The following is a 25,449-nucleotide window of genomic DNA, read 5'->3' as shown; positions in this document are numbered from 1 at the left end:
CAGCATGGGCGAGAAGATCGATCCGGACCTGTGGAGCGACGATCCCGAACCGCACCTGATGGGCGGGAAACTATCCTCCGGTGAAATCGTGTTCCCGATGCCGCAGGGCGACGCGGCGAAGGACGTCGAACCCTACAAGCTGTCGCGCCACGGCAAGCTGTGGTCGTGGACCACGCAGGGCTTCCTGCCCAAGGAACCCTATGAAGGCCCCGGCTCCGGACCCGATGAAGGCCCGCCCGCCTTCGTGCCGTTCCTGCTTGGCTATGTTGAATTGCCCGGCGAAGTGATCGTCGAAAGCCGCATCGTCGGCGCAAAGCTCGAAGACCTGCATCTCGATATGCCGCTCGAATTCTGCATCGTGCCGTTCAACAACCGCTACGACACTTTCGCCTTCCACCCCATCGCCCAGTCTCAGGAGCAGGCCGCATGAGCGAGAATGTCTACATCATCGGCGCGGGTATCCATCCCTTCGGTCGGACCGAGGAACGTTCGGGCCGCGAACAGGGCGTCTATGCCGTGCGCGAAGCGCTGAAGGATGCGGGCCTCGACTGGCCCGATATCGAATGCGCTTATGGCGGCTCGGCGGCGGCAGGCAATGCCGATATCATGGTCAACGAGCTGGGCCTGACGTCGCTGCCCTTCACCAATGTCGCCAATGGCTGCGCGACCGGAGGCAGCGCGCTGGTCTCCGCGCAGATGGCGATTGCGAGCGGAATGTACGATCTCGCGCTCGCGGTCGGCTTCGACAAGCACCCGCGCGGCGCGTTCAACGCCAAGCCAGCCGATTATGGTTTGCCCGAATGGTACGGGCAGACCGGGATGATGCTGACCACGCAGTTCTTCGCGCTCAAGATCCAGCGTTACATGCAGCTCCACGGGATCAGCCGCACCACCTTGGGCAGGGTGGCCGAGAAGGCATTCCGCAACGGCGCGGTGACGCCGCATGCCTGGCGGCGCAGCGAAATCGATCTCGAAACGATCATGAACGCACCGATGATCAACGATCCGCTCACCAAGTTCATGTTCTGCGCCCCCGCAGAGGGCGGCGTTGCGCTCATCCTCGCCAGCGAGAGGAAGATGAAGGAACTCGGCGCGGACGGCGTGAAGATCGCCAAGATCGCCGTGCGCACGCGGCCGCCCGACAGTTTCGAAGTGTTCCAGGCAGGCGTCAGCGTGAAGGAAGGCGGCAAGCCGACCGTGCTCGCCAGCAAGGCCGCATTCGAGGGGGCAGGGATCGGCCCGGAGGACATCGAGGTCGCGCAATTGCAGGACACCGAGAGCGGCGCAGAAATCATGCACATGGCCGAAAACGGCTTCTGCAAGGACGGCGAGCAGGAGGAATGGCTCGCCAATGGCTGGTCCGAACGCACGGGCAAGCTGCCGATCAACACCGATGGCGGCTGTCTCGCCTGCGGTGAGCCGATCGGGGCGTCTGGCCTGCGGCAGGTTTACGAGAATGTCGAGCAATTGCGAGGCCGTGCGGGGGAACGGCAGGTCACCAAACCGCACGGGGGGGCGCCGAAGACGGGCTATTCCCACGTCTACGGCGCACCCGGCCTCTCTGCCGTGGCGATATTGGAGCGCTGAATGGGCAAGATGAGCGGAAAGGTCGCGCTGGTTACCGGTGGCGCGGAGGGGATCGGGGCCACGGTCGGCCGGATGATCGTCGCGGAAGGCGGCAAGGTGCTGCTGTGCGACGTGCAGATCGACAAGGCGCAGGCGCTGGCGGAGGAGCTGGGTGAGAACGCCGAAGCGTTCGAACTCGACGTGCGGAATCTCGATCGGTGGCACGAGGCGGTGAAAGCCGCGCAGGAGCATTTCGGCAAGCTCAATGTGTTGTGCAACATCGCCGGGATTTCCGAACCAGGAAACGTGGTCGACGGGCCGATCGACACGTGGGAGCGGACCATCGATATCAACCTCAATGGGCCCTATTACGGCATGCGCGCCGCGCTCCCGGCGATGGAAGCGGCGGGCGAGCCGGGCGCGATCGTCAATATCGGCTCGATGATCGCGATCCGCGCGGCGGCGTTCGTTGCCGCCTACAGCGCGTCGAAGGCCGGGCTGCTCGGCCTCACCCGCAGCGTCGCGCTCGACTGTGCCGAGCGCGGCGTGCCGATCCGGGCGAACATGGTCCACCCCGGCGCGATCCGCACGCCGATGTACGACCGCTACAAATATTCGGGCGCCGACACGCCGGAGAACATCGAGACCAATTTCGCCGCGACGCATCCGATGAACCGCATCGGCGAGCCTGAGGAAGTCGCGAAGGCAGTAATGTTCCTTGCCAGCGACGAAGCGAGCTTTACCACCGGCTGCGACTTTACTGTCGATGGTGGCGGATCGATCAGGAGTTAGGCCTATGGGCGAGCAACCAGCACAAAGGATCGACGCCCATTTCGTCGCTGCGGGCAAGTATCACGATATCGACTATGCGCGGCTCGAAGTGCTCAAGCTGCTGATGGAGCACCCGCATATCCGCACCACCGTCGCGTGCGACTATTCGGGGTTGGATCGGCTCGACCAGTGCCGCTTCCTCGTCACCTACACCTGCGACCTGATGCCGACCGAGAATCAGGCGAAACAGCTGCGCGCCTGGCTCGAAGGCGGCGGCAAGTGGCTGGCGCTGCACGGCACCAATTCGATCCTCGTCTTCACCGAAGACGGCCTCGTCGATGCGCCCGAGAACCGCCCCGACGTGTTCGACATGCTCGGCACCCAGTTCAAGGCGCACCCGCCGATCGGCCCGTTCGAAGTGGAGGTCGTCAACAAGGACCACGAACTCACGCGCGGGATCGACGATTTCGAAGTGGTCGACGAACTCTATCTCTCCAAGACCACCGCCGATATCGACACGCTGATGCAGACCACGTTCGAAGGCGAAGCGACCGGATTCGTCGATGGCCACTGGGACAAGACGGCAGTGCCGATCCTCTACACCCGCGACATCGGCAACGGGCGGATCGTCTACAACACGCTCGGCCATTGTCGCGGCCATTACGACCTGCCGGGAATGCAGGATTTCTACCCGCACAAGGAGATGTGCGCGTGGAATTACGATGTTTACTACGACCTCCTGCGACGCTCGATTGGCTGGGCGATGCGGGAAGGTGACTGACTTAGGGACGCAGCCCATGGACATGAACTTCTCCCCTGAAGACCTCGCCTTTCGCGAAGAGGTCCGGACGTTTCTCGCCGAAAAGCTGCCCGACCGTTTGAAGGACGGCGCGCGCCGCACGCCGGGCGTCTTCGTCGAACCCGATATCGGGATGGAATGGCACCGCATCCTCGCCAAGAAGGGCTGGGTCGCGCCGCTCTGGCCGGAAGAGGACGGCGGAACCGGCTGGAGCCCGGTGCAGAAGTTCATCTTCGACAAGGAATGCGCGCTCGCAGGCGCCCCGGCGCTGTCGATCCTCGGCCTCAAGCTGGTCGGCCCGGTGATCTGCGCCTTCGGCACCCCGGAACAGAAGGCACGGTTCCTGCCGCGCATCCTCTCGGGCGAGGATTACTGGTGCCAGGGCTATTCCGAACCGGGCAGCGGATCAGACCTTGCATCGCTCAAGACCGCCGCGCGGCTCGAAGGCGACGAGTATGTCGTCAACGGCTCGAAGATCTGGACCACCCACGCGCATCACGCCAACTGGATCTTCGCGCTGGTCCGTACCGACAATTCGGGCAAGAAACAGGCCGGGATCACCTTCCTGCTGATCCCGATGGACCAGGACGGGGTCGAGGTTACCCCGATCCATTCGATGTCGGGCGACCACGAGGTCAACCAGGTGTTCTTCTCCGACGCGCGCACCTCGGTCGACAACCGCATCGGCGAAGAGGGCGCGGGCTGGGCGATCGCCAAGTTCCTGCTCGAAAACGAACGCGGCGGATCGTGCTTTGCCCCGCGGCTGATCCAGTCGATCGAAAAGCTCGAGCAGCTGGCCAAGGAGCAGCCCTCCGGCGTCAACGGCGCGATGGCGCACGATGCGCGGTTCCGCGACCGGTTGGCGCGTGCGCGGCTCGAAGCCGAAGCGCTGGAATTCACCGAGCTGCGCATCCTTGCCGAACTGGCGAAAGGCCGTGCGCCGGGCCCGCAAACCTCGCTGGTGAAGCTGCTCGCATCCAACATCGGCCAGCAGGTCGACACTTTGCGGCTCGACTTGTGCGGCCCCGACGCGTTGCAATTGCCATTGGAGCGCCCGCTCTACGGCAACGAAGCGCCCGAGCCGGTCGGCAGCGAGTTCGCGCAGACGGCGATGGGCAAATACCTCAACAACCGCGCCGCGACGATCTTTGGCGGGTCGGACGAGGTGCAGAAGAACATCATCGCGAAGACGGTGCTGGGGCTTTGACACACGCTTCTTCGTCGTTGCGAGGAGTGAAACGACGAAGCAATCCATGGACCGACGCTCGCATCCGAGACCGATGGGCCGTGGATGGCCGCGCGCCTGCGGCGCTCGCAATGACGGGTAACTGAAGGAAAGACTAATGGACGTATCGAAACTGATGTTCCGCGACGGGCTGATGGATGGCGAGCGCATTCTCGTCACCGGCGGCGGCACCGGGCTGGGCAAGGAGATGGCCGAGGGTTTCCTCAAGCTCGGCGCGACCGTCTACATCTGCGGCCGGCGGCAGGGGAAACTCGACGAGACCGCCGCCGAACTGCAGGAGAAGCACGGCGGCACAATCGTCGGCATGGCCTGCGACATCCGCGATCCGGATGCGATCCATGCCATGGTCGATGCGATCTGGGCCGATGGCGGCGCGCTGACCGGGGTGGTCAACAACGCGGCGGGCAACTTCATCAGCCGCACCGAGGACCTGTCGGTCAACGGCTTCAACGCGATCGCCGACATCGTGTTTCGCGGCACGTTCTACGTCACGCTCGACATCGGTAAGCGACTGATCGCGGAGAAGAAGACCGCAAGCTTCCTCTCGATCCTCACCACCTGGGTGTGGTCGGGCAGCGCTTTCGTGGTTCCTAGCGCCATGTCGAAGACGGCGATCCACGCCATGACGCAGAGCCTTGCGACCGAATGGGGCCGCTATGGCTTGCGCTTCAACGCGATTGCGCCGGGCCTCTTCCCGACCAAGGGCATGAGCGCGCGGCTCAATCCCGGCGGGTCGGGCGGCAATTCGAACAACGCGATGAACCCGATGGGCCGCGCGGGCGAAATGCACGAAATCGCCAACCTCGCCGCCTTCCTGATGGGGCCGGGCGCGGAATATGTGAACGGCCAGACCATCGCGATCGACGGCGCCGGATTCCAGGCGACCGGCGGGACGTTCTACCCGATGCTCCACGCGCTCGGCGATGCCGAATGGGACCAGATGCGCGCAATGATCAAGGGCACGAACGAGAAGGACAAGGCCGAAAGGAGTGTTTGATTTGCGCACGCCCATCCGGGCGCGCGATATCCTCGCTCACGCGGCCTGAAGGCCGCATCGCTGCGGGCGGTCGGTCGGCCTTGCGCCGCTCCGCGCCGAACCAGCGCCTACCCCGCTCAACCCGAGCTTGTCGAAGGATATTGCGCCAAGGCCAGCCCAACAGAACCGAAACGAGTATTCTTCTGGTTATCCAGCCTCGTCCGCCAATTTCTGGGCGGTCTTGTAATCGGGCTTGCCATTATTCAGCCGCAGCGACTGGTCGGTGAAGACGTAGAGGCGCGGGATCTTGTATCCCGCCAGTTCCTCGCGTGCGTGCCCGTCCAGCGCATCCTCTAGCGCGTCGGGCGCAAAGCCTTCGGGCTGGATCACCGCCACCACCTTGCGGCCGAATCGTTCGTCGGGCAGGCTCACGACCCGCGCATCGTGCACGGCGGGGTGCTCCATCAGCACCTTCTCGACCTCTTCGGGGAAGACCTTCTCACCGCCGGTGTTGATGCACATGTTGTCGCGGCCGATGAACTCCATCGTCCCGTCCGCGCCCCAGCGCGCGCGGTCGCCGGTCATCAGCCAGCGCTTGCCGTCGATTTCGGGGAAGGTCTGTGCATTCTTCTCGGTCTCGCCGAGATAGCCCAATGGCAGCGGCCCGGTGCGCGCCACGATGCCGACTCCGTCTTCGCCCGGTTTGATCTCTTTCAGATTCTCGTCGAACAGCCTGGTCTCGCGGCCCGGCAAGGGCTGGAACTTTCCACCACCCGTCGAACCCGCAGCCGTGGTGATGACGATGCCGGTGCCCGAGCTTTCGGACGAGCCGAGCGCGTCGATGATCGCCATCTGCGGGTGATGCGACAGCAGGCGCTGCTTGAGACCCGCCGAGAACACCGCGCCCGAAGAGGTGATGGAGCGCAGGCTCGCCAGCACCTCGCCCCCGTCACCGCGCGCATCGAGCCGGTCGGCGAGCGGCAGCGCGAAGGCGTCTCCGACGATGAAAATGCCACGCGCACCGAGCCGTTTCACTTCGTCGAGCGCGAGATCGGCATCGAACTTGTCTGCCGGGAGCAGCGCCAGCGTCCCGCCCTTGAGCAGGTGGATCACCGCGGTGAATTGCCCCGCCCCGTGCATCAGCGGGCTGAGCAGCAGCAGCGGCGAGGTGCTGGCCGGGTGATCGGGGCCGATCGTGGCGGCGCGCTCGGCCTGTTTCGCGAGCGATTCCGCGACGAAGGGTGGTTCGCCCAGCCCGGTCTGCCACACCGCAATGCTGAACGCCTGCCACGCCTCGACCATCGGCCACATCACCGCCTTGGGCATGCCGGTGGTGCCGCCGGTCGCGGTCAGGAACAGCGCCTCGGGATCGTCATGGACAGCGAAATCGTCCGGCAGCCTGTGATTGCGCATCCCCTGCCATTCGTCGGACCCGACATCGACGGTCAGCGTGCCCTCGGGCATGGCCTGCGAACCGACTTTCGCAAAGTCGCTTTCGGTGAACAGCGCCTTCAACCCGAACCGCTCGAAAATGTCGGCCAGTTCGCGGCGCTGGTAGTGGTAGTTGACGTTGACCGGCACCACCCCCGCCTTGATGCAGCCGAAATAGGCCAGCAGGTAATCGGGCGTGTTGCGCAGCATCTGCCCGGCAATGTCGCCTCGCTTCAGCCCGCGCTCGCGCAAGGCCGCCGCGATCCGGTCGGTCTGATCGTCCAGCTCGCCCCAGCTTACGATCCGATCCCCATGCACCAGCGCCGGCCTGCCGGGCTTGATCGCGTCCGCCAATGCCTTGAGCGCAGTGCCGAAATTCTCGCCCCGCCATACCATCGCCGGAATCTCCCTTCAGACCATTGCGGCGTAGCCAGCGATAGCCCGCAATTCCCCTGCGTAAAGTATGAGGCGAATCGGCCGGAGATAGGATACGCTGCGCGCGACGGGAGTTGAGGAGAGAAAGGAGCCAGAAAATGGCCGCCAACGTCATCGAACTGCGCACTCCGCAAGGCCGCGAGCATCTGGAGCAATTGCTCGAATCGGTCACCATTACGTGCCCCGAGGATATACACGACGCCGCGGTCGCCTTGGCGCGGGTGGCGCAGGAACGCGGAATGCAGGTCGCGGTGTGCGACGACATTTCGTCCAAGGAACCGATGGTCGATGCAGAGGGCACGATCCTCAACGCCGACATTTTCCGCTGGCTCGATGATGGTGCGCGCTGGTGGGAGGATCATCGCCTCGCGCTGCATTCGCCGCTGCCGCGCGCCTGCCGCTACGAAAGCGAGCCATTCTGGGTCAACCGGCACGGCTTCAACACCCGCTGGCGCAATTCCTACCTCGAAGAACTGGACCTCGCCGATTTCGAGAAACGCTCGCTGTGCAAGGCGGCGATCGTGATCCCGGTGCATCTGCCGTTCGGGCAAATCTCGGCCAACAGCTTCATCAGCATGGACCGCGAGAAAGAGGATTTGTCGGAAGAGTTTATCGAGTACGGATCGCTGTTCTCGCAGCTGACCCGGCGGTTTGTCGCGGGCTACGTGCAGGCGCATCGCACGAAGCGGCGGATTCCATCCGACTGCGTGCTGTCGAAACGCGAAGTCGAGTGCCTGCGCTGGGCAGCGATCGGCAAGACCGACAAGGAAATCAGCATGATCCTTGAACGCTCGCACGCCACGATCCGCTATCACATCCACCGCGCGGGGGAGAAGCTCGACAGCGTCAACCGCGCGCAGACGATCTTCAAGGCCGGGCAACTGGGCTATCTGGGGGCGAATAGTTAGGATTGTCTGCTTTTCGCACCCGCATCCGCGGGCGCGTCCTCGCTAGTCGTCCTTCGCTTCGCTACGGACCCGCTGCGGGCGGGCGGTCGCCCTTGCGACGCCTGCGGCGTCGAGCCAGCTCTGAATTAGCGGCTTGGTGGCGGAGCACGGTCGCGATAGCGACCGCAAGGCCGACTGGCCGCCCGCAGGCGCCCGTAGCGAAGCGGAGGAACAGCGCCGAGGACGAACGCCCGGATGGGCGTTCGCAGATCAAAGACTCCGCAACGGCTCCGAGCCGTCCCAGCCCTCGCCCGCCTGCTTGATCATCGCGAACAGGCCGGGGCCGCCTTCGCCCTGCTGGAGGATCTCGACGAGGCTGCCGGGGCCGCGCCCCGGATCCACATAGATCACCTTGCTGTCGCCCAGCGCGCCTTCGATGACGATTTCCGCGCCCTGCTCGCCGCATACGCGCCGCGCCTGCTCGATATCGTCGACAAGGATGCAGACATGGTGGAGCCCGCCTCCGACATCGGCGTATTCGCCCGAGTAGATCGAGGGGTGGGCGTCGCGCGGGCGGATCAGCTCGATCTGGATATCGCCCCAATAGGCCAGAGCGAGGTCGAACGCCGCCTCGGTCGGCTCGCCCCGGTATTTCATCCCTTCGAGCTGGATGCCCTCCATCAGGAAGAACGGCCCGACGCCCATCACCTCGGTCCAGTGCCTCACCGCCGCGTCGAAATCCTCCGGCACGAAGGCGAGCTGCATCACCTCGCCCAGACCTGCAATCCCTTGCTCACGCGCCATGCGTCCTCTCCAATCCGCTAGGGTGACCCCTGCGGCAAGGTGTGGAATATTCTGCGGTCAGGACACTGCGCAAAGTGCGAGGGATCGAGAGACACCGGCCATGAACGAGATCAAAGACGTCGCCCGCGAAGCAGACAAGGCGGATCGCTGCCCCGGCATTACCTATACCGACATGCTCGAAGGGGATACGCGCACGCCGCCCGATTACCTGTTCGAGGAAACCGTCGCGGACATGCCCGACGACCCGATCCCGGTCGATCCTTACATCAGCGAGGAATTCGCCCGGCTCGAACGCGAAAGGGTGTTCCCCAACGTCTGGCTGTTCGCCGCGCGCGAAGACGAAATGCCCGATCCGGGCGACAGCGTCGTGTTCGAGATCGCGGGAAAGAGCTTCCTGCTGATCCGGCAGAAGGACGGCGGCGTGAAGGCGTTCTACAATGCCTGCCTCCATCGCGGGCGCAAGCTGCGCACCGAAGGCGGCAACTCGATCCAGCTCAGGTGCCCGTTCCACGGCTTCACCTGGCGCAACGACGGCAGCCTCAAGGAAATTCCCTGCGCGTGGGATTTCAAGCATCTCGACGGCAAGGACATGAGCCTGCCCGAAGCGCGCGTCGAGCTGTGGCAGGGGTTCGTGATGATCACCGAAAACGCCGACCTGCCCGATTTCAAGACCTGGCTCGGCCCGGCGGCGTCGCATTACGAGCGCTACGATTTCGAGAACCGCTACACCGGGATGTGGATCCAGAAGAGGATTCCCGCCAACTGGAAAGCGACCGCCGAAGCGTTCATGGAAGCCTGGCATTCGGTCACCACGCACCCTCAGCTGCTGCCGTTCCTCGGCGACGCCAACACCCGCTACGATCACATCGGCGATCACTTCAACCGTGCGATCACGCCCTCGGGCGTCCTCAGCCCGCACATGAAGGGCAAGGATTCCAACTACGTGCTCGAGAAGATGAACGAGTTTTCGGGCGGCGCAGATGCCGACACCAACCGCCGCTTTGCCGCCGGAGACAGCGGCGACGAATTCGACCCCGCCGATCCGCTGAGCGCGCGCAAGGTGCTGGCCGAAGCGAGCCGGCAGGGCTTCGCCGAGCAGTACGGGCATGATTATTCAGACGCCTCGGACAGCGAACTGCTCGATAATTTCACCTACAACATCTTCCCAAATTTTGCGCCGTGGATCGGCTACCTGCCGACGCTGACCTATCGCTGGCTGCCCGGCGACACGCCCGACTGGTGCATCATGGAAATCCGCCTGCTGTTCCCCACGCCAAAGGGCGAGGAGCGCCCGCGCGCGGTCGCATTGACCTACATCCCCGACGATGAGCCGTTCGCGTGGGCGGCGGACGTGATGGGTCCGCAGCTTGCCAATGTGTTCGATCAGGACATGTCCAACCTGCCCTACGTCCAGGAGGGCATGAAGGCCATGCGCGACGGGATGATGGAGCTGGGCCACTACCAGGACAGCCGCGTTCGGCATTTCCAGACGACATTGCGGAAATATATCGACGGCGAGTTGCCGGCTTGATTTCTTCGTCATTGCGAGGAGCGCAGCGACGCGGCAATCCATGGAACAAGACCTGCGAGCCATTGCATCGGTTGTGGCTGTCGACTTGGCGGGCCATGGATTGCTTCGCTGCGCTCGCAATGACGAAGGGTGGAAACCTACCAAGATGACCATCTCCGTCGACCTCACCGGGCGCACCGCGCTCATTACCGGCGCGTCCTCGGGCCTTGGCGCGCGGTTCGGGCGCATCCTTGCCGCAAACGGAGCGAAGGTGACGCTGGGTGCGCGGCGCAAGGACCGGCTCGAAGAGCTGGCAGCCGAGATCGGCGACCAGGCCGCCGCGATCGAAATGGACGTGATGCGCGAAGCCGACATCGTCGCCGGGTTCGACTCAGCCGAAGCGGCTTTCGGAACGGTCGACACCGTCATCGCCAATGCCGGGATCGATGGCGCGGGCATGATCGCCGACATGCCCGAGGAAGAGATCGAGCTCACGCTCGCGATCAACCTCAAGGGCGCGATCCTTACCGCGCGCGAGGGCGCGAAGCGGATGATGGCGTCGGGCGTGACGAAAGGGCGCATCGTGATGATCGCCTCGATCACCGCCTTCGAGCCCTCCCCCGGCCTCGTCGCCTACTCGGCCAGCAAGGCAGGCGTGGTACAGGCCGCGCGCAGCATGGCCCGCGAATGGGCGCGGCACGGCATCTGCGTGAACACCATCTCTCCCGGCTACATCCGCACCGCGATCAACGATGCATGGTTCGACACCGAACCCGGCAAGAAACAGATCGCTCGCTTCCCCAAGCGGCGGCTGATGGCGGAGGAAGGCCTCGACGGCCCGCTGCTGTTCCTGTGCTCGGACGCCGCGGAATATGTGACCGGCGCGGATTTCGTTCTGGATGACGGGCAGACGTTGTAGGTTTGCGTTCGCCCATCCGGGCGAACTCCTCGGTGCTGTTTCGAACCCTGCGGGTTCGAGCAACTGCGGGCGAGCGGTCGCTCTTGCGGTCGCTGCGCGACCGATTCCCCACTCACAACGTCATCCCGGACTTGGTCCGAGATCGGGCTTTCTTTTTCTTGGCTCACGCCTTCTCCGCCACCTCCGCCGCGTCGAAATAGTGGATGCGCAGTTCTTTCAGCAGGCCGTCCTCGAAGGTGCCCGCTTCATTGACCGTTTGCGAGAAAGTCTCGCCGGTGCGCTTCGACGTCATGGTCAGCGTCAGTACCGTGACCGCCCACGTGTCGCCGCCGGTGATGTCGTGGATGTCGACTGTGGCTTCGGCCCAGGTGCCGTACATCGCCGCCGCGCAGCGTTGCAGCGCGTCCTTGCCGCGCCATTCGCCGCCGAAGGGCAGGCATTCGGCTTCGTAAAGCACGAAATCGGGGTGGATCAGGCTTTCGACTTTCTCCCAATCGCGCGCACCGGCGGCCGCGTAAACGGCTGACAGCATTTCGCGCGGACTAGCCATGGGCCTACTCGATCGTCCCAATCACGTCGCCGACCTTGTACTTGGTGCCTTCCTCGCCGGTCGGGCGGATCGTCCCGCTGGCCTGCGCTTCGATCTCGACGGTCGTCTTGTCGGTTTCGGCGGTGTAGATGATGTCGCCCTTTGCCACCGTCTCGCCGTCACCGAACATCCATTCGGACAGGGTGACTTCGGTGGCGCTCATGCCGAGCTTGGGGATGCGGATTTCCTCAGCCATCAATCCTTGCCCCTAAACCCTGCCAACACTCGCCTTGATCTGTTCGACGATCTCGGCCTTGGTCGGAATCCACGCCTGCTCGAGATGGCTCGCGAACGGCACTGCCGAGAACGTCCCGCCGATCCGCCGCACCGGGCCCTTGAGGTCATCCCAGCACTTTTCCTGGATATTCGCGGCGATCTCCGCGCCGGTGCCGAACGGGCGCACCGCTTCGTGCAGGGTCAGCGCGCGGCCGGTCTTGCGGACCGATTTGAGCACGGTCTCCTCGTCGTAGGGCGCGATCGTGCGCAGGTCGATCACCTCGACGCTGATGCCCTCCTTCTCAAGCTCGCCCGCCACTTCGAGCGCGTCGAGCACGGTGCGGCCATAGGTGATGATCGAGAGGTCGCTGCCCTCCTTCGCCACCGCCGCCTTGCCGAGCGGCACGCGGTATCCAGGGCCGGGATCCTCGCTGGTGAGCCCGTAGCACAGGATGTTCTCGATGAAGATCACCGGGTCGTTGGCATCGATCGCCGAGCGCATAAGCCCGCGCGCATCGGCGGCGTTGCTCGGCGTAACGGTGTGGATGCCCGCAACATGCGCGAACCACGCCTCCAGCATGTCCGAGTGCTGGCCACCGAAGCCCACGCCGACACCGGTGGTGGTGCGGATCACGATCGGACACGGCGTCTGCCCGCCCGACATGAAGCGCAGTTTGGCCGCGTGGTTGACGATTTGGTCCATGCACACGCCGACGAAGTTCATCAGCATGATCTCGGCGATCGGACGCTGGCCCGCGAGCGCCGCGCCCACCGCCGCGCCGATGATCGCGGTCTCGGAAATCGGCGTCGCGCGGATGCGGTGTTCGCCATATTTCTCGGTCAGGCCCGAAGTGATCTTGAACACCCCGCCGCCCTGCTTCGCCGCGACATCCTCACCGAGGCAGAACACGCCGTCATCTTCAGCCATCGCCTCGTCGATCGCGAGGTTCAGCGCCTGCGTCATGGTGATCTCGGCCATGTCAGTTCACCTCCTCGAGCACGTCTTTATAGATTTCGTCGGTGTCGGGCAGCGGCGCATCGAGCGCGTGCTGGACCGCCGCGTCGATCTCCGCGTCGATATCGGCAACGATCTGGTCGAGCTCCTCCTCGGAAAACTGGCGTTCGAGCATGACCGCGCGCAGCTTGGGCAGCGGATCCTCGGCCTGCATTTCCGCGAGGTGTTCCTTGGGCATGTAGGAAAAGTCCGAACCGAAGAAGTGTCCCATCATGCGGTAACACATCGCCTCGACCAGCGTCGGTCCCTCCCCGGCGCGCGCGCGATCGACCGCTTCCTTCACCGCAGGGTAGATCTGGTTGACGTCGTTGCCGTCCACCGTAACGCCCCTCATTCCGTAACCTTCCGCGCGCGACGCGATGCTTTTGCTGTTGGTGTGATCGGCGTAGGCGGTATGCTCGCCATAGCGGTTGTTCTGGCACAAGAACACGACCGGCAGCTTGTAGAGCTGGGCCATGTTCATCGCCTCGTGAAAGCCACCAATGTTCGCGGCGCCATCGCCGAAGCTGACCAGCGTCACCCGCCCATCGCCACTGTTCTGGCTCGCCATCGCAAGGCCGTTGGCGATCGGCAGGCCGCTCCCGACCACGCCGGTCGTCACCATGATCCCGGTTTCGGGATCGGTGATGTGCATCGTGCCGCCTTTGCCCTTGCAGGTGCCGGTCGCCTTGCCGAGGCATTCGCCCCACCATTTCTCGATCGGGATGCCCTTGGCGGTCTGCTCGCCCTGACCGCGATAGGTGCACACGACGTAATCGTCGTCCTCGAGCGCAGCCATGGCGGCGGCGGAGACCAGCTCCTGCCCGCGCACGCAATAATACATCACCGCGACCTTGCCCTGCATCAGCAGCGCGCGGAACTTCTCGTCGGTGCGGTTTACCTTCATTGTGCGGGTGTAGATATCGAGCAGCTTGTCGCGATCTATTTCAGACATGGGGAGAGGCCCTTTCCCTTTGAAACAAGGTGCTTAGAACTGGACGCGCTGCGTAAACCCGCCATCGACGACGATATTCGCGCCGGTCATGTAGGGGACTGCAGGGCTGGCGACGAAGACGATCGCGTTGGCGACCTCCTGATCGTTGCCGAACCGGCCCATCGGCATTTTTGCGAGCGTGCCCTGGAACAATTCGGGCATGGCGCCTTCGATCACTTCCCAGTTGCCGCCCGGATAGTAGATTGCGCCGGGTGAGACGCAGTTGACCCGGATCCCCTGCGGCGCGAGCGCCTGCGACAGCTGCGAACCGTAGGTGATGAGCGCGGCCTTGAGCGCGTTGAAGGCTTGCGGGGCGATGAAGGTTTCCAAGGCTGCCGTGGAGCTCATGAAGAGGATCGAGCCGCTGCTCGATTTGGCGAGGTGCGGCGTGAGCGCCTCGACCCCGTGGACCGCACCCATGATGTCCATGTCGAGCGTGCTCTGCCAGTCGCCGGTGCCCCCGGTGCCCGAGCTCGACGCGGTGTGGATGAAGATATCGCAGCCGCCCAGTTCGCCCGCCGCTTTCTCAAGCCACGCTTTGTAGGCGTCGCCGCCCGAAGCCATGTCGAACACCTCGGCAAACACCTTGCCCGGCCCCGCCGCGTCGATGGCCGATTTGGCGGCTTCGATCTTGTCGTCCTTGCGGCTGAAGAAGGCGACATCGGCGCCTTCGGCAGCGAACAGCTTGAGCGAGGCGAGGCCCAGCCCGTGCGCGCCGCCGTTCATGATGACTTTCTTGCCCTTTAGTCCCAGATCCATAGCCATCTCTCCATCGCCAATGTTTGATGCAAGGGAGATAGCGGAGCGAGGGCAGCGCGCGCACTCGTCAAAAGTGGGGGTAGTGGTAGACGAGCGCCGCGAGTCCGAGCCACGTCGTGAACATGATCAAGTAGGGCCACCGGCGCGGCCATAACCGAGTGACAAACAGCGTCGCGGCCGCCGTGCCACCGAGGGCAATCAGGGCGGATCTGGCCGCGAGGGCGCCGGTCCCGTTGAGCGTCGCCTGGATCGCCATGTTGGCCCACTGCGCGGGCAACAGGGCCAGCAGCCAGTCGGGCCACACGCCCGGCTCCGCCGCAGCGGTCAGGACAACAGCCGCCTCGCCAGCGACCACGGCCAAGGCAATCCACCAACCTTTGCCCTTTGCGCTCTTGGCAAACAGAGCGCCCCTTGCGGAAAAGCTGATGCTGGCAATGAAGATCGCCAACCCAATGCCCAGCAGATGAGGCAGGGTCGGCACACCGAGCGCGTGCGCCAGCAAGGTAAGGCCGGTGCCGGTAAGGATGGCAAGAAGGACTCCGATCCACAGACGACCGGCTGCGGCAGCCGCTATCATGCCGGCCCCCATCAGTCCGATTGCGAGGATCGGACCGCCAAATGACGCGAACGAAGCGGGAGCGGATGCATCCACAAGCACAAGCATGGCCGTGGCTGGTGCCACGATGCCGGCCAGCGCTGCGGACAGCCACGCCAGCCGAGGCCAGGTAAGAAGCTGATCCTGCACGCTGGACTTCATCCGATCGACACTGGTGAAAGCATAGGGCGTTGTCGAGCGGCAACCACTGGTGGCGCGGGAATTCTGCAGAAGAAGATCTTCAGCGTCGCCTAGGTCGCTGAAAAATGGTGCTGCTGGAGAGAATTGAACTCTCGGCCTCACCCTTACCAAGGGTGCGCTCTACCACTGAGCTACAGCAGCGTACCGAAACAGGCGCGCGCTATTGTCGCGCAGCGGGGGAAAGTCAAGCCAAGCTTGAACCGCGCAGCGTCTGGCGCCAAGGCATTTCGCATGAATGAAAAGACCGGCAAGAATATGTCGCGGGAAGAGCGGCTCGCGGCGAAACTGCGCGATAACCTGCGTCGGCGAAAGGCACAGAGCCGGGCGCAAGCCACCGAATCACGCGATACCGGGCTTTCCAAAGGGGATAGCGAGAGCTAACGCGTGGTGCTCCCGATACAGCAGGAGCGCATTCTCCCATGCCCAAGTTGATCCTGGTCCGCCACGGCCAGAGCCAGTGGAACCTCGAAAACCGCTTCACCGGCTGGTGGGACGTCGACCTGACCGACAAGGGTATCGCGGAAGCGAAAGATGCAGGTGTTCTGCTCAAGGACAAGGGCGTGCTGCCGACCGTCGCTTTCACTTCGGTCCAGACCCGCGCGATCCGCACCCTGCACCTTGCGCTGCACCAGGCCGGGCGGCTGTGGATCCCGGTGACCAAGCACTGGCGGCTCAACGAACGGCATTATGGCGGGCTGACCGGGCTCAACAAGCAGGAAATGCGCGACAAGCATGGCGACGAGCAGGTGCATATCTGGCGCCGCAGCTTCGACACGCCGCCGCCGCCAATCGAGCCGGGCAGCCAATACGACCTGTCGGGCGATCCGCGCTATGCCGGCGTCGACGTGCCCAAGGCCGAAAGCCTCAAGCTCACCATCGAGCGGGTGCTGCCCTATTGGGAAGAGGCAATCGTTCCGGTGCTCGCCAGTGGCGAGACGGTGATCATCTCCGCGCACGGCAATTCCTTGCGCGCGCTGGTCAAGCACCTCTCGAAAATCTCCGATGAGGACATCACCGGGCTGGAGATTCCCACCGGGCAGCCGATCATCTATGACTTTGACGACAACATGGTGCCGGGCGAACGGTACTACCTGAAGGATAGCTGAGGGGCGCGGGTCCAATGGGAGGCAAAGTAGCGATCGTGATGGGGAGCCAGTCCGACTGGCCGACCATGCAACGCGCCGCCGAGGTGCTGGACGAGCTCGAAATCGAGCACGAGGCGCGGATCGTTTCCGCCCACCGAACGCCCGACCGGATGAGCGCCTTCGCCAAGGGCGCTGAAGGCGACGGTTTCGATGTCATCATCGCCGGTGCGGGCGGCGCGGCGCATCTGCCGGGCATGATCGCCAGCATGACGCACCTTCCGGTGCTCGGCGTGCCCGTCCAATCGAAAGCGCTGAGCGGCCTGGATAGCCTGCTCTCGATCGTGCAGATGCCCGCCGGCATCCCGGTCGGCACGCTCGCTATCGGCGAAGCGGGTGCGAAAAACGCGGCGCTGCTGGCAGCGGCGATCCTGGCCTTGAGCGACGAAGACCTGTCCGAACGTTTGCAGGATTGGCGCGCGGCCAAGAGCGCGGCGGTGGGCGAGGTGCCGCAATGACGTCCCTGCCTCCCGGCTCCACCATCGGCATTCTCGGCGGCGGCCAGCTCGGGCGAATGCTCGCCATGTCGGCGATGCAGCTTGGCTACCGCTGTATCGGCTATGCTCCGCCTGGGGACAATGTCGCGTCTGCGGCCTGCACCGATTTCTTCGAGAACGGCTGGGGCGAGAAAGACGCGCTCGCGGCCTTTGCGAGCCGCTGCGACGTGGTTACCTGGGAATTCGAGAATGTGCCGCTGAGCGCCGTCGGCGTCGTCCCCGAGCGGCTGCTTGTGCCGAAGTCCAAGGCGCTGGAGATCGCGCAGGATCGGCTCAATGAGAAGCGGTTCGTCGAGCAGCTCGGTGGGGCCTGTGCCCCTATTTGCGGGTCGACAGCGACGAGGACCTGATGCGCGCGATCGACCGGATCGGCACGCCGGGCATCCTCAAGACCGCGCGCGACGGCTACGACGGCAAGGGCCAGTGGCGCATCGCCAGCCGCCGCGACGCCGCCGGCGTGCGGTTTCCGGGGCGCGCGTGCATCTACGAAGGCATGGTCGAGTTCGAAACCGAGTTTTCGGTGATCCTCGTACGATCGGCTGCAGGCGAAATCCGGTATTGGGATTCGACCGCCAACACGCATGAGGGCGGGATGCTGTCGCATTCGGTGTTTCCCGCGGGCGATCTGGTGGCGGCGCAGGTGGATGAGGCCCGCGCGCTCGCGGGCAAGACCGCCGACGCGCTCGGATATGTCGGAGTGCTGACGCTCGAGTTCTTCGCCACGAAGTCCGGCCCGGTGTTCAACGAGATGGCCCCGCGGGTGCACAATTCGGGGCACTGGACGATCGAGGGCGCGGCCACCAGCCAGTTCGAGAACCACATCCGCGCGGTTGCCGGGCTGCCGCTGGGCGGAACCGAAACGCGCTTTGCCGGTATCGATATGCGCAACATCGTCGGCGAGCAGGCACTCACCGCGCACCGGATCCTTTCCGAAGCTGGCGAACCGCATCTCCACCTCTACGGCAAGGCCGAAGTGCGCGAAGGCCGCAAGATGGGGCACGTCACCCGCGTGAGCCACGGTCAGCCGTGAACCACGAGATTGTCCTGATCTACGCCCGCGCTGCCAATGGCGCGATCGGGCACGAAGGCACCCTGCCGTGGCGATTGCCCGCCGACCTCAGGCGCTTCAAGGCGCTGACCATGGGCAAGCCGATGATCATGGGGCGCAAGACCTTCGAGAGCCTGCCCGGCCTGCTGCCCGGTCGCCGGCACATCGTCCTGACCCGGCGCGAACCGTGGGATTCGACCGGGGCGGAGATCGCGCATTCGGTCGAGGAGGCGCTGACGCTCGCGCGGAGAGACAACGATACCGGCCAGATCGCGGTGGTCGGCGGAGCGGCGGTCTACGACGTGTTCCGCCCGCTCGCCCAGCGCATCGAGGTGACCGAAATCCACGCCGATTATCCCGGCGATGCCTTCATGAAACCGCTCGGTGCCGACTGGAAGGCTATAGCGCGCGATGACCATCCCGCGGAGGCAGGATTCCCGGCCTATTCCTTCGTCACCTACCACCGTCACGACGAGGACACCGCAGAGGGCGCGGAATAATGCGGTGGCTCGATCATCGCGACCCCGTGCCCGAGGCGCTACGCGGCGCGGTGATCGCGCTCGGCAATTTCGACGGGTTTCATCGCGGGCATCAGGCGGTCGCAGGCGAAGCGATCGACTGGGCGCATGCCGAGGGCAGGCCTTCGATCATCGCCACTTTCGATCCGCATCCGGTGCGGTTCTTCCGGCCCGATGTCCCGCCGTTTCGGCTGACGACGCTCGAACAGCGGCAGGAGCTGTATCTCGCGGCGGGCGCGACCGCGATGCTGGTGTTCCATTTCGACGGCGAGCTGGCGGGAACTTCGGCGGAGGATTTCATCCGCACGATCCTGGTCGAACGCTTCGGCGCGCATGGGGTGGTGACCGGCAACGACTTCACCTTCGGCCAGGGCGCGAAGGGCAATGTCGAGCTGCTGCAAACGCTCGGGGGCGAACTGGGCCTGCACTCGCGCGTGGTCGAGGCGGTCGAAGGCGCAGGCCAAGTCGTCTCTTCCAGCCGCATCCGCGAGGCCCTGCGCGCAGGCGATCCGCAACTGGCCGCCGATCTGCTCACCCGCCCCTTCGCGATCCGGGGGATCGTCGAGCATGGCGACAAGAACGGGCGCAAGCTCGGCTATCCCACCGCCAACATCGCGATCGACAAGTATCTGCGGCCCAAATACGGGGTCTACGCCGTCAGCGGGCGGATCCTCGCTACAGGGCAGGTGCTGAAAGGCGCGGCTAATATCGGCATCCGCCCGCAATTCGAGCCGCCCAAGGAACTGCTCGAACCCTATTTCTTCGACTTCTCCGGCGATCTTTACGGGCAGGAAATCGAAGTCGCGTTTCACCATTTCCTGCGCGGCGAAGCCAAGTTCGATAATCTGGATGATCTCATCGCGCAGATGGACAAGGATTGCGCCGAGGCGCGGCGGCTTCTAAGCGCGCTCGGCCATGACTGAAGAGACTCAGAAGCGCGATTACCGGGATACCGTCTTCCTGCCGAAGACCGACTTCCCGATGAAGGCCGGCCTTCCGCAGAAGGAGCCGGGCATCGAGGCGCGCTGGCGCGAGATCGGGCTTTACGAGAAGTTGCGCGAGGCGCGGCGCGGGCGCGAGAAGTTCATCCTCCACGATGGCCCGCCCTACGCCAATGGCGATATGCATATCGGCCACGCGCTCAACCATATCCTGAAGGACATGGTCTGCCGCACGCAGAATCTGCTCGGCAAGGATGCGCCCTATGTCCCCGGCTGGGACTGCCACGGCCTGCCGATCGAATGGAAGGTCGAGGAGCAGTACCGCAAGAAGAAGAAGAACAAGGACGAGGTTCCGGCCAAGGAATTCCGCGCCGAATGCCGCGCCTATGCGCAGCATTGGGTCGACACCCAGCGCGAGCAGCTGAAACGGCTCGGCATCATGGGCGACTGGGACAATCCGTATCTGACGATGGATTTCCAGGCGGAAGCGACGATTGTCGCCGAACTGCTGAAGTTCGCTGAGGCGGGCAACCTCTATCGCGGGTCAAAGCCGGTGATGTGGTCGCCGGTCGAGAAGACCGCGCTAGCCGAGGCCGAGGTCGAATATGAGGACCTGACGGATTCGCCGCAGGTCGATGTGGCGTTTGAGATTGTCGAAAGCCCGATCGAGGAATTGGTCGGCGCGCACGCGGTGATCTGGACGACGACGCCGTGGACGATCCCGGTCAATCAGGCTTTGGCCTATGGGCCGGATGTTGAGTATGTGTTGGCTGAGAGCGGCACGGGCTTTTCTGGCTTTGATGGTGATGGTGGTCGCAATTTCGACTTCACGTCCGACGAGGTTATCGACAAGTCTACAAAGCACGGCCTCACGGAAGAGGCTTGGGAGTATCTGAACGACGCAAACGAGAAGATCGAGCCCGCAATGATGGCCACCGGCTTCTCAAGCCTGCCGAAGGTCGTTTTGATAGCAAGAGATCTTGTCGAAGCCCTCAACGCAAGGGTTGCCAATAGCGTTAGACAGATAGATTGGAGTGAGCACGGGCTCAAAGGCGTGGTGATTGATTTCACATTTGACGAAACTCGTCTTATTAAGGGCTCTGACCTTGCCGGGACCAAGGTCCGCCATCCGATGCACCATCTGGGGGGGTTCTACGCCACGCCCCGCCCCTTCCTCGCGGGCGATTTCGTCACCACCGAGAGCGGCACCGGCCTCGTCCATATGTCGCCCGATCACGGTGAGGACGATTTCGATCTGTGCAAGGCCAATGACATCCATCCCGTTTTCGCGGTCATGGACGATGGCCGCTATCGCGACGACTGGGAATGGCTCGGCGGCTCGGACGAGCGCCGCCGATCCGTCATCAACAAGCCCTTCAACGCGCCCGACGGGCCGATCTGCTCCGACCTGCGCGAAGCGGGCGCGCTGCTCAGTGCCTCCGCCGATTACGCGCACTCCTACCCGCACAGCTGGCGGTCCAAGGCCAAGGTGATCTTCCGCTGCACGCCGCAATGGTTCGTGCCGATGGACAAGGAGCTTGAGCCGGTCGCCAAGCCATCCTCGCTGCATTCGGCGAGTATCGAGGAGATCGAGGCGGCAGCTGCGGGCAATGATGCCCTGCAACAAGCTGAGGGCAAACGAGATACCTTGCGAACTCGCGCCATGTCCGAAATCGGCCGCGTGCGCTTCGTGCCCGAAAAGGGCCGCAACCGCATCGGCTCGATGGTCGAAGGGCGGCCCGACTGGGTTCTCAGCCGCCAGCGCGCCTGGGGGGTGCCGATCACGCTCTTCGTGCGCCCCGATGGCAGCTACCTGCAAGACCCCGCCGTGAACGCCCGGATCGTCGCCGCCGTACAGAAGGACGGCGTCGATGCGTGGGAAGAGGCGCGCAAGGCCGAATTCCTCGGCAACGCGCACAATCCCGACGATTTCGAGATGGTCATGGACATCCTCGATGTCTGGTTCGATTCGGGCTGCACCCACGCCTTCGTGCTCGAAAGCGGCCGCTGGCCGGACCTGCAATGGCCTGCCGATCTGTATCTCGAAGGTTCCGACCAGCATCGCGGCTGGTTCCAGTCCTCGCTGCTGCAAAGCTGCGCGACGCGCGGCCGCGCGCCCTACGATCAGGTGCTGACCCACGGCTTCACGATGGACGCCAAGGGCAAGAAGATGTCGAAGTCGCTCGGCAACACCGTCGATCCCTTGAAGATCATGGAGACGACCGGCGCGGACATCATCCGGCTGTGGGCGCTCTCGGTCGATTTCACCGAAGACCACCGCATCGGCGATGAAATCCTGAAAGGTGTCGGCGACCAGTATCGCCGGTTGCGCAACACCTTCCGCTACCTGCTCGGCGCGCTCGACGGGTTTGTCGGCGACATGTCCGATGCGGGCGAAATCCCCGAGCTGGAAGTCTACGTCCTCTCGCTGCTGAGCGAGCTCGACGGCAAGCTGCGCCAGGCGGTCGAGGATTACGACTACAACACCTACACCCGCCTGCTGGTCGATTTCTGCAACGAGGACCTGTCGGCGTTCTTCTTCGATATCCGCAAGGACACGCTCTATTGCGACGGCGGCGACAGCGCAGGCCGAAACGCCTATCGCACGGTGCTCGATCTGCTGTTCCACGCGCTGGTCCGCTGGGCCGCGCCGGTGCTGGTCTTCACCTCAGAGGAAGTGTGGAACTCGCGCTATCCCGAAGATGACATGCCGGATGAAGATGGGCAGGTCGGCAGCGTCCACCTGCTCGAATGGCCGAGCGTCCCCGCCGTCACCGTCGACCGCGCCAAGTGGGACAAACTGCGCGCCCTGCGCGAACGCGTCACCGAAGCGATCGAGCCGCTGCGCCGCGACAAGGTGATCCGTTCGAGCAACGAAGCCACCGTCACCGTGCCCGCCGGTGCGGTGCCCGAAGGCGTGACCGACGCGCAGCTCGCCGAACTGTTCATCACCGGGACAGTGACGCGCGGCGATGGGGACGAGGTGATCGTCGCCAAATCCACCGACGCCAAATGCGGCCGCTGCTGGCGTCTGCTGCCCGACGTGCCGGAAGACGGCGCGCTGTGCGGGCGGTGCGACAGCGTCGTCTCGGCGCTGGACGAGGTGGCGGCATGAGCGAATGGTTCACCCGTAATCGCGTGATCGGCCTCGCGCTCGCGGCGTTCATCGCCGTAATCGACCAGGTCGTGAAATGGTACGTGATCGGGCCGCTCGCCTTGCGCTCGCAGCCGAACAAGAAGATCGACCTGTTGCCGTTCTTCGACCTCACATACACCGAGAACCGCGGCATTTCGCTCGGGATGCTGCAGGCGACCAGCATGGAGATGCGCTGGCTGCTGGTCGGGCTTACGGCGCTGATCGCGCTGGTGGTGCTAGTGTGGATGATGCGCGAGAAACTGCTGGGCGACATCATCGGGCTCGGCCTGATCCTCGGCGGCGCGATCGGCAATATCCGCGATCGCTGGGATCTCGGATACGTCATCGATTACGCCGATTTTCACATCGGCACCTTCCGCCCGTTCCTTGTTTTCAACATCGCCGATGCTGCCATCACCATCGGCGTGGTCATCATCCTTGCGCGCAGCCTTCTCCTGCGCGAAAAGGACGAAACCGATACCGAAGAGCCGTCCGTCGAGCGGCCCGTGGAGAGCTAGACATGCGTAACCTGAAATCCGTCATCCTGCTTGGCTCCGGCTGTGCCATGCTCGCCGCGTGCGGCGGCGGCGGGATCTTCAACCGCGACCGGCCCGATGAATTCGCGGTGCAACGGCAGGCCCCGCTGGTGGTGCCGCCCGATTTCAGCCTTACCCCGCCCGCGCCCGGTGCCCCGCGCCCGGCCGAAGGCACTGCGGCCGAACAGGCGCTCGACGCGCTGTTCGGCGGCCCGGCTCCGCGCAGCCAGATCGAAACCAGCACGCTCGACCGCGCCGGTTCTGCCGCGCCCAGCATCCGCTCGACCGTGGGCGATCCGGGCACCAACACCGTGGCCAAGGGCCGCGTGACCCGCGATATCATCGCTGCGCCCGAAGGCGACGGCCAGAACGCGCAGACCCTGATCCCGGGCTGAGTCTTGCTTGCGCGCGCTCTCGGGCGTGCGAAAGCCTCGCCCGTTTAGGGTGCGGAGATCGCCTTGCGATGAGCGGTCGAGCGGTGGGCAGAGTGCGCCGAACCCCGGCTATTCCTCCGGCAGAGCGACAACTTCCTTCTGCACCAGGATCTTGTCGATCCGGCGGTTGTCCATGTCGACCACCTCGAACCGCCAGTTCTGATCGGTGAAGTGGTCGCCCTCGGCCGGCAGCTGCTTGAGCACCGAGAGGATATAGCCGGCAGCGGTGCCGAATTCGCGATCGTCGGCGTAATCGAGGCCCAGCCGGTCGGCGAGGGCATCGGCCGACAGCGCACCCGAAATCAGCAGCGATCCGTCTTCGCGTTCGACCACCTGCGGCGCATCGCCATCGTCCTGATCGCTGGCGAAACCGCCCGCCATCGCGGTCAGCAGGTCGACCGGGGTCACCACCCCTTCGAAATGGCCGTATTCGTCGTGCACCAGCGCCATCGCGACCTCGGCCGATTGCAGCACCCGCAGCGCATCCATCGCGTCGAGCTGGTCGGGCACGACCTCGGCCTTGCGCATCATCCGTTTGAGCGCGACCGGCTCGCCTGCGACCATTGCGCCGAGCAATTCGCGCACCTTGACCACGCCGAGGATCGTATCGGGCGAGCCGTCTGCCACCGGCAGCAGCGAATGCGGGCTGTCCTCGATCGTTTCGCGGATCGCCGCCTCGTCGGCGTTGAGATCGATCCAGTCGAGCTCGGTTCGCGGGGTCATCACTTCGCGCACCGGACGTTCGGCGAGCCGGACGACGCCGGTCAGGATCTGGTGCTGGTCCGCCTCGATCACGCCCGATCGGGTCGCTTCGGCGAAAATCATCTGCAGTTCCTCTGCGGTGACCGAATGCTGGCCCTTCTGGCGAATGCCGAACAGCGCGATCAGCATCGCCGAGGATTTGTCGAGCACCCACACCAGCGGCGCGGCGACCCGGGCCATCCATTGCATCGGGCGCGCCATCACCAGCGAAATCGGGATCGCGGAGCGCAGCGCCAGCTGCTTGGGCACCAACTCGCCGATCACCAGGCTGAAATAGGTCGTGAGCGCGATCACCACCGCGAACCCGGTCTCGCTAGCAAGCTCCGGCGGCAGGCCCAGCAACACCAGCCGTTGGCCAACCGGTTCGCCGAGGCTCGCGCCCGAATAGGCGCCGGCGATGATCCCGATCAGCGTAATTCCGATCTGCACGGTCGAGAGGAACTTGCCCGGCTCGGCCGCCAGCCGCAACGCGATCTGCGCACTGACCGAGCCCTCGTCGCGCTTGGTCTTGAGCGTCGAGGTCTTGGCCGAGACAATCGCCAGCTCGGACATGGCAAACACGCCGTTGATCACGATCAGTCCGGCGATGATGATAAGGTCGGTCCAGGGAAAAGGAGTCACGGCTGATGCGCTAGCACAATTGCTACGCCTTGCCAGCCGCCAGTGGAATCGTCATCCTCAGCGCCGTTGCCGTTTGCCGCCTTTCGCGTTCGGTTAAGGTGGCTGCAAACCGCGCTCGCTCA

Annotated in this window: 26 protein-coding genes, 1 tRNA gene and 1 pseudogene; 18 read left to right on the top strand and 10 right to left on the bottom strand. The window is 64.4% G+C overall.

Going from position 1 to position 25,449, the window contains the following annotated elements; translation table 11 throughout:
• Positions 1-4: 4 nt before the first annotated feature.
• From KDC96_RS13695 to KDC96_RS13670, 6 genes are all read left to right on the top strand, one after another.
• Complete coding sequence (locus KDC96_RS13695; protein WP_212448949.1) at positions 5-430, top strand: Zn-ribbon domain-containing OB-fold protein; 426 nt, start codon at positions 5-7, stop codon at positions 428-430.
• Positions 427-1,587, top strand: a complete 1,161-nt coding sequence (locus KDC96_RS13690; protein ID WP_212448948.1) for a thiolase family protein — start codon at positions 427-429, stop codon at positions 1,585-1,587. The genes KDC96_RS13695 and KDC96_RS13690 overlap by 4 nt, the downstream gene beginning before the upstream one ends.
• On the top strand, positions 1,588-2,358 hold the full coding sequence (locus tag KDC96_RS13685) for an SDR family NAD(P)-dependent oxidoreductase (protein WP_249171805.1): 771 nt from the start codon (positions 1,588-1,590) through the stop codon (positions 2,356-2,358).
• Positions 2,359-2,362: 4 nt separating this feature from the next.
• Complete coding sequence (locus KDC96_RS13680; protein WP_212448947.1) at positions 2,363-3,118, top strand: ThuA domain-containing protein; 756 nt, start codon at positions 2,363-2,365, stop codon at positions 3,116-3,118.
• A gap of 16 nt (positions 3,119-3,134) precedes the next feature.
• Positions 3,135-4,343 carry an acyl-CoA dehydrogenase family protein gene (locus tag KDC96_RS13675; RefSeq protein ID WP_212448946.1) on the top strand — a complete coding sequence of 403 codons (1,209 nt, stop codon included), beginning with the start codon at positions 3,135-3,137 and terminating at the stop codon, positions 4,341-4,343.
• A gap of 136 nt (positions 4,344-4,479) precedes the next feature.
• Complete coding sequence (locus KDC96_RS13670; protein ID WP_212448945.1) at positions 4,480-5,379, top strand: SDR family oxidoreductase; 900 nt, start codon at positions 4,480-4,482, stop codon at positions 5,377-5,379.
• A 186-nt stretch (positions 5,380-5,565) separates the two neighbouring features.
• Here KDC96_RS13670 and KDC96_RS13665 read toward each other — a convergent pair whose 3' ends face one another.
• On the bottom strand, positions 5,566-7,185 hold the full coding sequence (locus tag KDC96_RS13665; RefSeq protein WP_212448944.1) for an AMP-binding protein: 1,620 nt from the start codon (positions 7,183-7,185) through the stop codon (positions 5,566-5,568).
• A gap of 137 nt (positions 7,186-7,322) precedes the next feature.
• On the opposite strand from KDC96_RS13665, the gene KDC96_RS13660 reads away from it, so the two are divergent.
• Positions 7,323-8,132 (top strand): LuxR C-terminal-related transcriptional regulator, encoded by an 810-nt coding sequence (locus tag KDC96_RS13660; RefSeq protein ID WP_212448943.1) that lies wholly within the window; start codon positions 7,323-7,325, stop codon positions 8,130-8,132.
• A 249-nt stretch (positions 8,133-8,381) separates the two neighbouring features.
• On the opposite strand, the gene KDC96_RS13655 is transcribed toward KDC96_RS13660, so the two are convergent.
• A complete protein-coding gene (locus tag KDC96_RS13655; RefSeq protein ID WP_212448942.1) occupies positions 8,382-8,915 on the bottom strand; it encodes a VOC family protein in 534 nt (177 codons plus the stop codon).
• Positions 8,916-9,015: 100 nt separating this feature from the next.
• Here KDC96_RS13655 and KDC96_RS13650 point away from each other — a divergent pair, with 100 nt between their 5' ends.
• Together KDC96_RS13650 and KDC96_RS13645 are read left to right on the top strand one after the other, a co-directional pair.
• On the top strand, positions 9,016-10,446 hold the full coding sequence (locus tag KDC96_RS13650; protein ID WP_212448941.1) for an SRPBCC family protein: 1,431 nt from the start codon (positions 9,016-9,018) through the stop codon (positions 10,444-10,446).
• A gap of 145 nt (positions 10,447-10,591) precedes the next feature.
• Complete coding sequence (locus KDC96_RS13645) at positions 10,592-11,344, top strand: SDR family NAD(P)-dependent oxidoreductase (protein ID WP_212448940.1); 753 nt, start codon at positions 10,592-10,594, stop codon at positions 11,342-11,344.
• A gap of 163 nt (positions 11,345-11,507) precedes the next feature.
• On the opposite strand, the gene KDC96_RS13640 is transcribed toward KDC96_RS13645, so the two are convergent.
• The 7 genes from KDC96_RS13640 to KDC96_RS13610 form a co-directional block, all read right to left on the bottom strand.
• The gene (locus tag KDC96_RS13640; RefSeq protein WP_212448939.1) at positions 11,508-11,894 is read right to left on the bottom strand and encodes a nuclear transport factor 2 family protein; all 387 of its coding nucleotides are present in this window, start codon (positions 11,892-11,894) and stop codon (positions 11,508-11,510) included.
• A 4-nt stretch (positions 11,895-11,898) separates the two neighbouring features.
• A complete protein-coding gene (locus tag KDC96_RS13635) occupies positions 11,899-12,129 on the bottom strand; it encodes a biotin/lipoyl-containing protein (RefSeq protein ID WP_212448938.1) in 231 nt (76 codons plus the stop codon).
• A gap of 12 nt (positions 12,130-12,141) precedes the next feature.
• Positions 12,142-13,128, bottom strand: coding sequence for an alpha-ketoacid dehydrogenase subunit beta (locus KDC96_RS13630; RefSeq protein ID WP_212448937.1), 987 nt, complete (start codon positions 13,126-13,128; stop codon positions 12,142-12,144).
• 1 nt (position 13,129) lies between these two features.
• Positions 13,130-14,098 (bottom strand): thiamine pyrophosphate-dependent dehydrogenase E1 component subunit alpha, encoded by a 969-nt coding sequence (locus KDC96_RS13625; protein ID WP_212448936.1) that lies wholly within the window; start codon positions 14,096-14,098, stop codon positions 13,130-13,132.
• 33 nt (positions 14,099-14,131) lie between these two features.
• On the bottom strand, positions 14,132-14,896 hold the full coding sequence (locus tag KDC96_RS13620; protein ID WP_212448935.1) for an SDR family NAD(P)-dependent oxidoreductase: 765 nt from the start codon (positions 14,894-14,896) through the stop codon (positions 14,132-14,134).
• A 67-nt stretch (positions 14,897-14,963) separates the two neighbouring features.
• On the bottom strand, positions 14,964-15,653 hold the full coding sequence (locus KDC96_RS13615) for a hypothetical protein (RefSeq protein ID WP_212448934.1): 690 nt from the start codon (positions 15,651-15,653) through the stop codon (positions 14,964-14,966).
• A 105-nt stretch (positions 15,654-15,758) separates the two neighbouring features.
• A tRNA-Thr gene (locus tag KDC96_RS13610) sits at positions 15,759-15,833 on the bottom strand.
• A 90-nt stretch (positions 15,834-15,923) separates the two neighbouring features.
• On the opposite strand from KDC96_RS13610, the gene KDC96_RS13605 reads away from it, so the two are divergent.
• From KDC96_RS13605 to KDC96_RS13565, 9 genes and pseudogenes are all read left to right on the top strand, one after another.
• A complete protein-coding gene (locus KDC96_RS13605) occupies positions 15,924-16,073 on the top strand; it encodes a hypothetical protein (RefSeq protein WP_212448933.1) in 150 nt (49 codons plus the stop codon).
• 38 nt (positions 16,074-16,111) lie between these two features.
• Positions 16,112-16,798, top strand: coding sequence for a 2,3-diphosphoglycerate-dependent phosphoglycerate mutase (gene gpmA / locus KDC96_RS13600; protein WP_212448932.1), 687 nt, complete (start codon positions 16,112-16,114; stop codon positions 16,796-16,798).
• A gap of 14 nt (positions 16,799-16,812) precedes the next feature.
• Positions 16,813-17,292: a 5-(carboxyamino)imidazole ribonucleotide mutase gene (purE, locus tag KDC96_RS13595; RefSeq protein WP_212448931.1), complete on the top strand. Its 480-nt coding sequence runs from the start codon at positions 16,813-16,815 to the stop codon at positions 17,290-17,292.
• Positions 17,289-18,361 (top strand): annotated as a pseudogene (locus tag KDC96_RS13590) (5-(carboxyamino)imidazole ribonucleotide synthase). The gene purE and the pseudogene KDC96_RS13590 overlap by 4 nt, the downstream one beginning before the upstream one ends.
• Complete coding sequence (locus KDC96_RS13585; RefSeq protein ID WP_212448930.1) at positions 18,358-18,879, top strand: dihydrofolate reductase; 522 nt, start codon at positions 18,358-18,360, stop codon at positions 18,877-18,879. The pseudogene KDC96_RS13590 and the gene KDC96_RS13585 overlap by 4 nt, the downstream one beginning before the upstream one ends.
• On the top strand, positions 18,879-19,820 hold the full coding sequence (locus KDC96_RS13580) for a bifunctional riboflavin kinase/FAD synthetase (protein ID WP_212448929.1): 942 nt from the start codon (positions 18,879-18,881) through the stop codon (positions 19,818-19,820). The genes KDC96_RS13585 and KDC96_RS13580 overlap by 1 nt, the downstream gene beginning before the upstream one ends.
• A complete protein-coding gene (locus tag KDC96_RS13575; protein ID WP_212448928.1) occupies positions 19,813-22,953 on the top strand; it encodes an isoleucine--tRNA ligase in 3,141 nt (1,046 codons plus the stop codon). Before KDC96_RS13580 ends, KDC96_RS13575 begins: the two co-directional genes overlap by 8 nt.
• Positions 22,950-23,492: a signal peptidase II gene (gene lspA / locus KDC96_RS13570; protein ID WP_212448927.1), complete on the top strand. Its 543-nt coding sequence runs from the start codon at positions 22,950-22,952 to the stop codon at positions 23,490-23,492. The genes KDC96_RS13575 and lspA overlap by 4 nt, the downstream gene beginning before the upstream one ends.
• 2 nt (positions 23,493-23,494) lie before the next feature.
• Positions 23,495-23,905 (top strand): DUF3035 domain-containing protein, encoded by a 411-nt coding sequence (locus KDC96_RS13565; RefSeq protein ID WP_212448926.1) that lies wholly within the window; start codon positions 23,495-23,497, stop codon positions 23,903-23,905.
• Positions 23,906-24,013: 108 nt separating this feature from the next.
• Here the strand turns inward: KDC96_RS13565 and KDC96_RS13560 are convergent, their stop codons facing one another.
• Complete coding sequence (locus tag KDC96_RS13560) at positions 24,014-25,327, bottom strand: hemolysin family protein (RefSeq protein ID WP_212448925.1); 1,314 nt, start codon at positions 25,325-25,327, stop codon at positions 24,014-24,016.
• Positions 25,328-25,449 lie beyond the last annotated feature (122 nt).

This window comes from Erythrobacter sp. JK5 (genome assembly GCF_018205975.1).
Taxonomy (GTDB): domain Bacteria; phylum Pseudomonadota; class Alphaproteobacteria; order Sphingomonadales; family Sphingomonadaceae; genus Erythrobacter.
This window is presented reverse-complemented; position numbering and strand designations above follow the sequence as displayed.

Excerpts from the sequence above, each read along its gene's own strand:
- KDC96_RS13695 (WP_212448949.1), top strand. The coding sequence starts at position 5 with ATGGGCGAGAAGATCGATCCGGACCTGTGGAGCGACGATCCCGAACCG.
- KDC96_RS13690 (WP_212448948.1), top strand. The coding sequence starts at position 427 with ATGAGCGAGAATGTCTACATCATCGGCGCGGGTATCCATCCCTTCGGT.
- KDC96_RS13685 (WP_249171805.1), top strand. The coding sequence starts at position 1,588 with ATGGGCAAGATGAGCGGAAAGGTCGCGCTGGTTACCGGTGGCGCGGAG.
- KDC96_RS13680 (WP_212448947.1), top strand. The coding sequence starts at position 2,363 with ATGGGCGAGCAACCAGCACAAAGGATCGACGCCCATTTCGTCGCTGCG.
- KDC96_RS13675 (WP_212448946.1), top strand. The coding sequence starts at position 3,135 with ATGGACATGAACTTCTCCCCTGAAGACCTCGCCTTTCGCGAAGAGGTC.
- KDC96_RS13670 (WP_212448945.1), top strand. The coding sequence starts at position 4,480 with ATGGACGTATCGAAACTGATGTTCCGCGACGGGCTGATGGATGGCGAG.
- KDC96_RS13665 (WP_212448944.1), bottom strand. The coding sequence starts at position 7,185 with ATGGTATGGCGGGGCGAGAATTTCGGCACTGCGCTCAAGGCATTGGCG.
- KDC96_RS13660 (WP_212448943.1), top strand. The coding sequence starts at position 7,323 with ATGGCCGCCAACGTCATCGAACTGCGCACTCCGCAAGGCCGCGAGCAT.
- KDC96_RS13655 (WP_212448942.1), bottom strand. The coding sequence starts at position 8,915 with ATGGCGCGTGAGCAAGGGATTGCAGGTCTGGGCGAGGTGATGCAGCTC.
- KDC96_RS13650 (WP_212448941.1), top strand. The coding sequence starts at position 9,016 with ATGAACGAGATCAAAGACGTCGCCCGCGAAGCAGACAAGGCGGATCGC.
- KDC96_RS13645 (WP_212448940.1), top strand. The coding sequence starts at position 10,592 with ATGACCATCTCCGTCGACCTCACCGGGCGCACCGCGCTCATTACCGGC.
- KDC96_RS13640 (WP_212448939.1), bottom strand. The coding sequence starts at position 11,894 with ATGGCTAGTCCGCGCGAAATGCTGTCAGCCGTTTACGCGGCCGCCGGT.
- KDC96_RS13635 (WP_212448938.1), bottom strand. The coding sequence starts at position 12,129 with ATGGCTGAGGAAATCCGCATCCCCAAGCTCGGCATGAGCGCCACCGAA.
- KDC96_RS13630 (WP_212448937.1), bottom strand. The coding sequence starts at position 13,128 with ATGGCCGAGATCACCATGACGCAGGCGCTGAACCTCGCGATCGACGAG.
- KDC96_RS13625 (WP_212448936.1), bottom strand. The coding sequence starts at position 14,098 with ATGTCTGAAATAGATCGCGACAAGCTGCTCGATATCTACACCCGCACA.
- KDC96_RS13620 (WP_212448935.1), bottom strand. The coding sequence starts at position 14,896 with ATGGATCTGGGACTAAAGGGCAAGAAAGTCATCATGAACGGCGGCGCG.
- KDC96_RS13615 (WP_212448934.1), bottom strand. The coding sequence starts at position 15,653 with ATGAAGTCCAGCGTGCAGGATCAGCTTCTTACCTGGCCTCGGCTGGCG.
- KDC96_RS13605 (WP_212448933.1), top strand. The coding sequence starts at position 15,924 with ATGAATGAAAAGACCGGCAAGAATATGTCGCGGGAAGAGCGGCTCGCG.
- gpmA (WP_212448932.1), top strand. The coding sequence starts at position 16,112 with ATGCCCAAGTTGATCCTGGTCCGCCACGGCCAGAGCCAGTGGAACCTC.
- purE (WP_212448931.1), top strand. The coding sequence starts at position 16,813 with ATGGGAGGCAAAGTAGCGATCGTGATGGGGAGCCAGTCCGACTGGCCG.
- KDC96_RS13580 (WP_212448929.1), top strand. The coding sequence starts at position 18,879 with ATGCGGTGGCTCGATCATCGCGACCCCGTGCCCGAGGCGCTACGCGGC.
- KDC96_RS13575 (WP_212448928.1), top strand. The coding sequence starts at position 19,813 with ATGACTGAAGAGACTCAGAAGCGCGATTACCGGGATACCGTCTTCCTG.
- lspA (WP_212448927.1), top strand. The coding sequence starts at position 22,950 with ATGAGCGAATGGTTCACCCGTAATCGCGTGATCGGCCTCGCGCTCGCG.
- KDC96_RS13565 (WP_212448926.1), top strand. The coding sequence starts at position 23,495 with ATGCGTAACCTGAAATCCGTCATCCTGCTTGGCTCCGGCTGTGCCATG.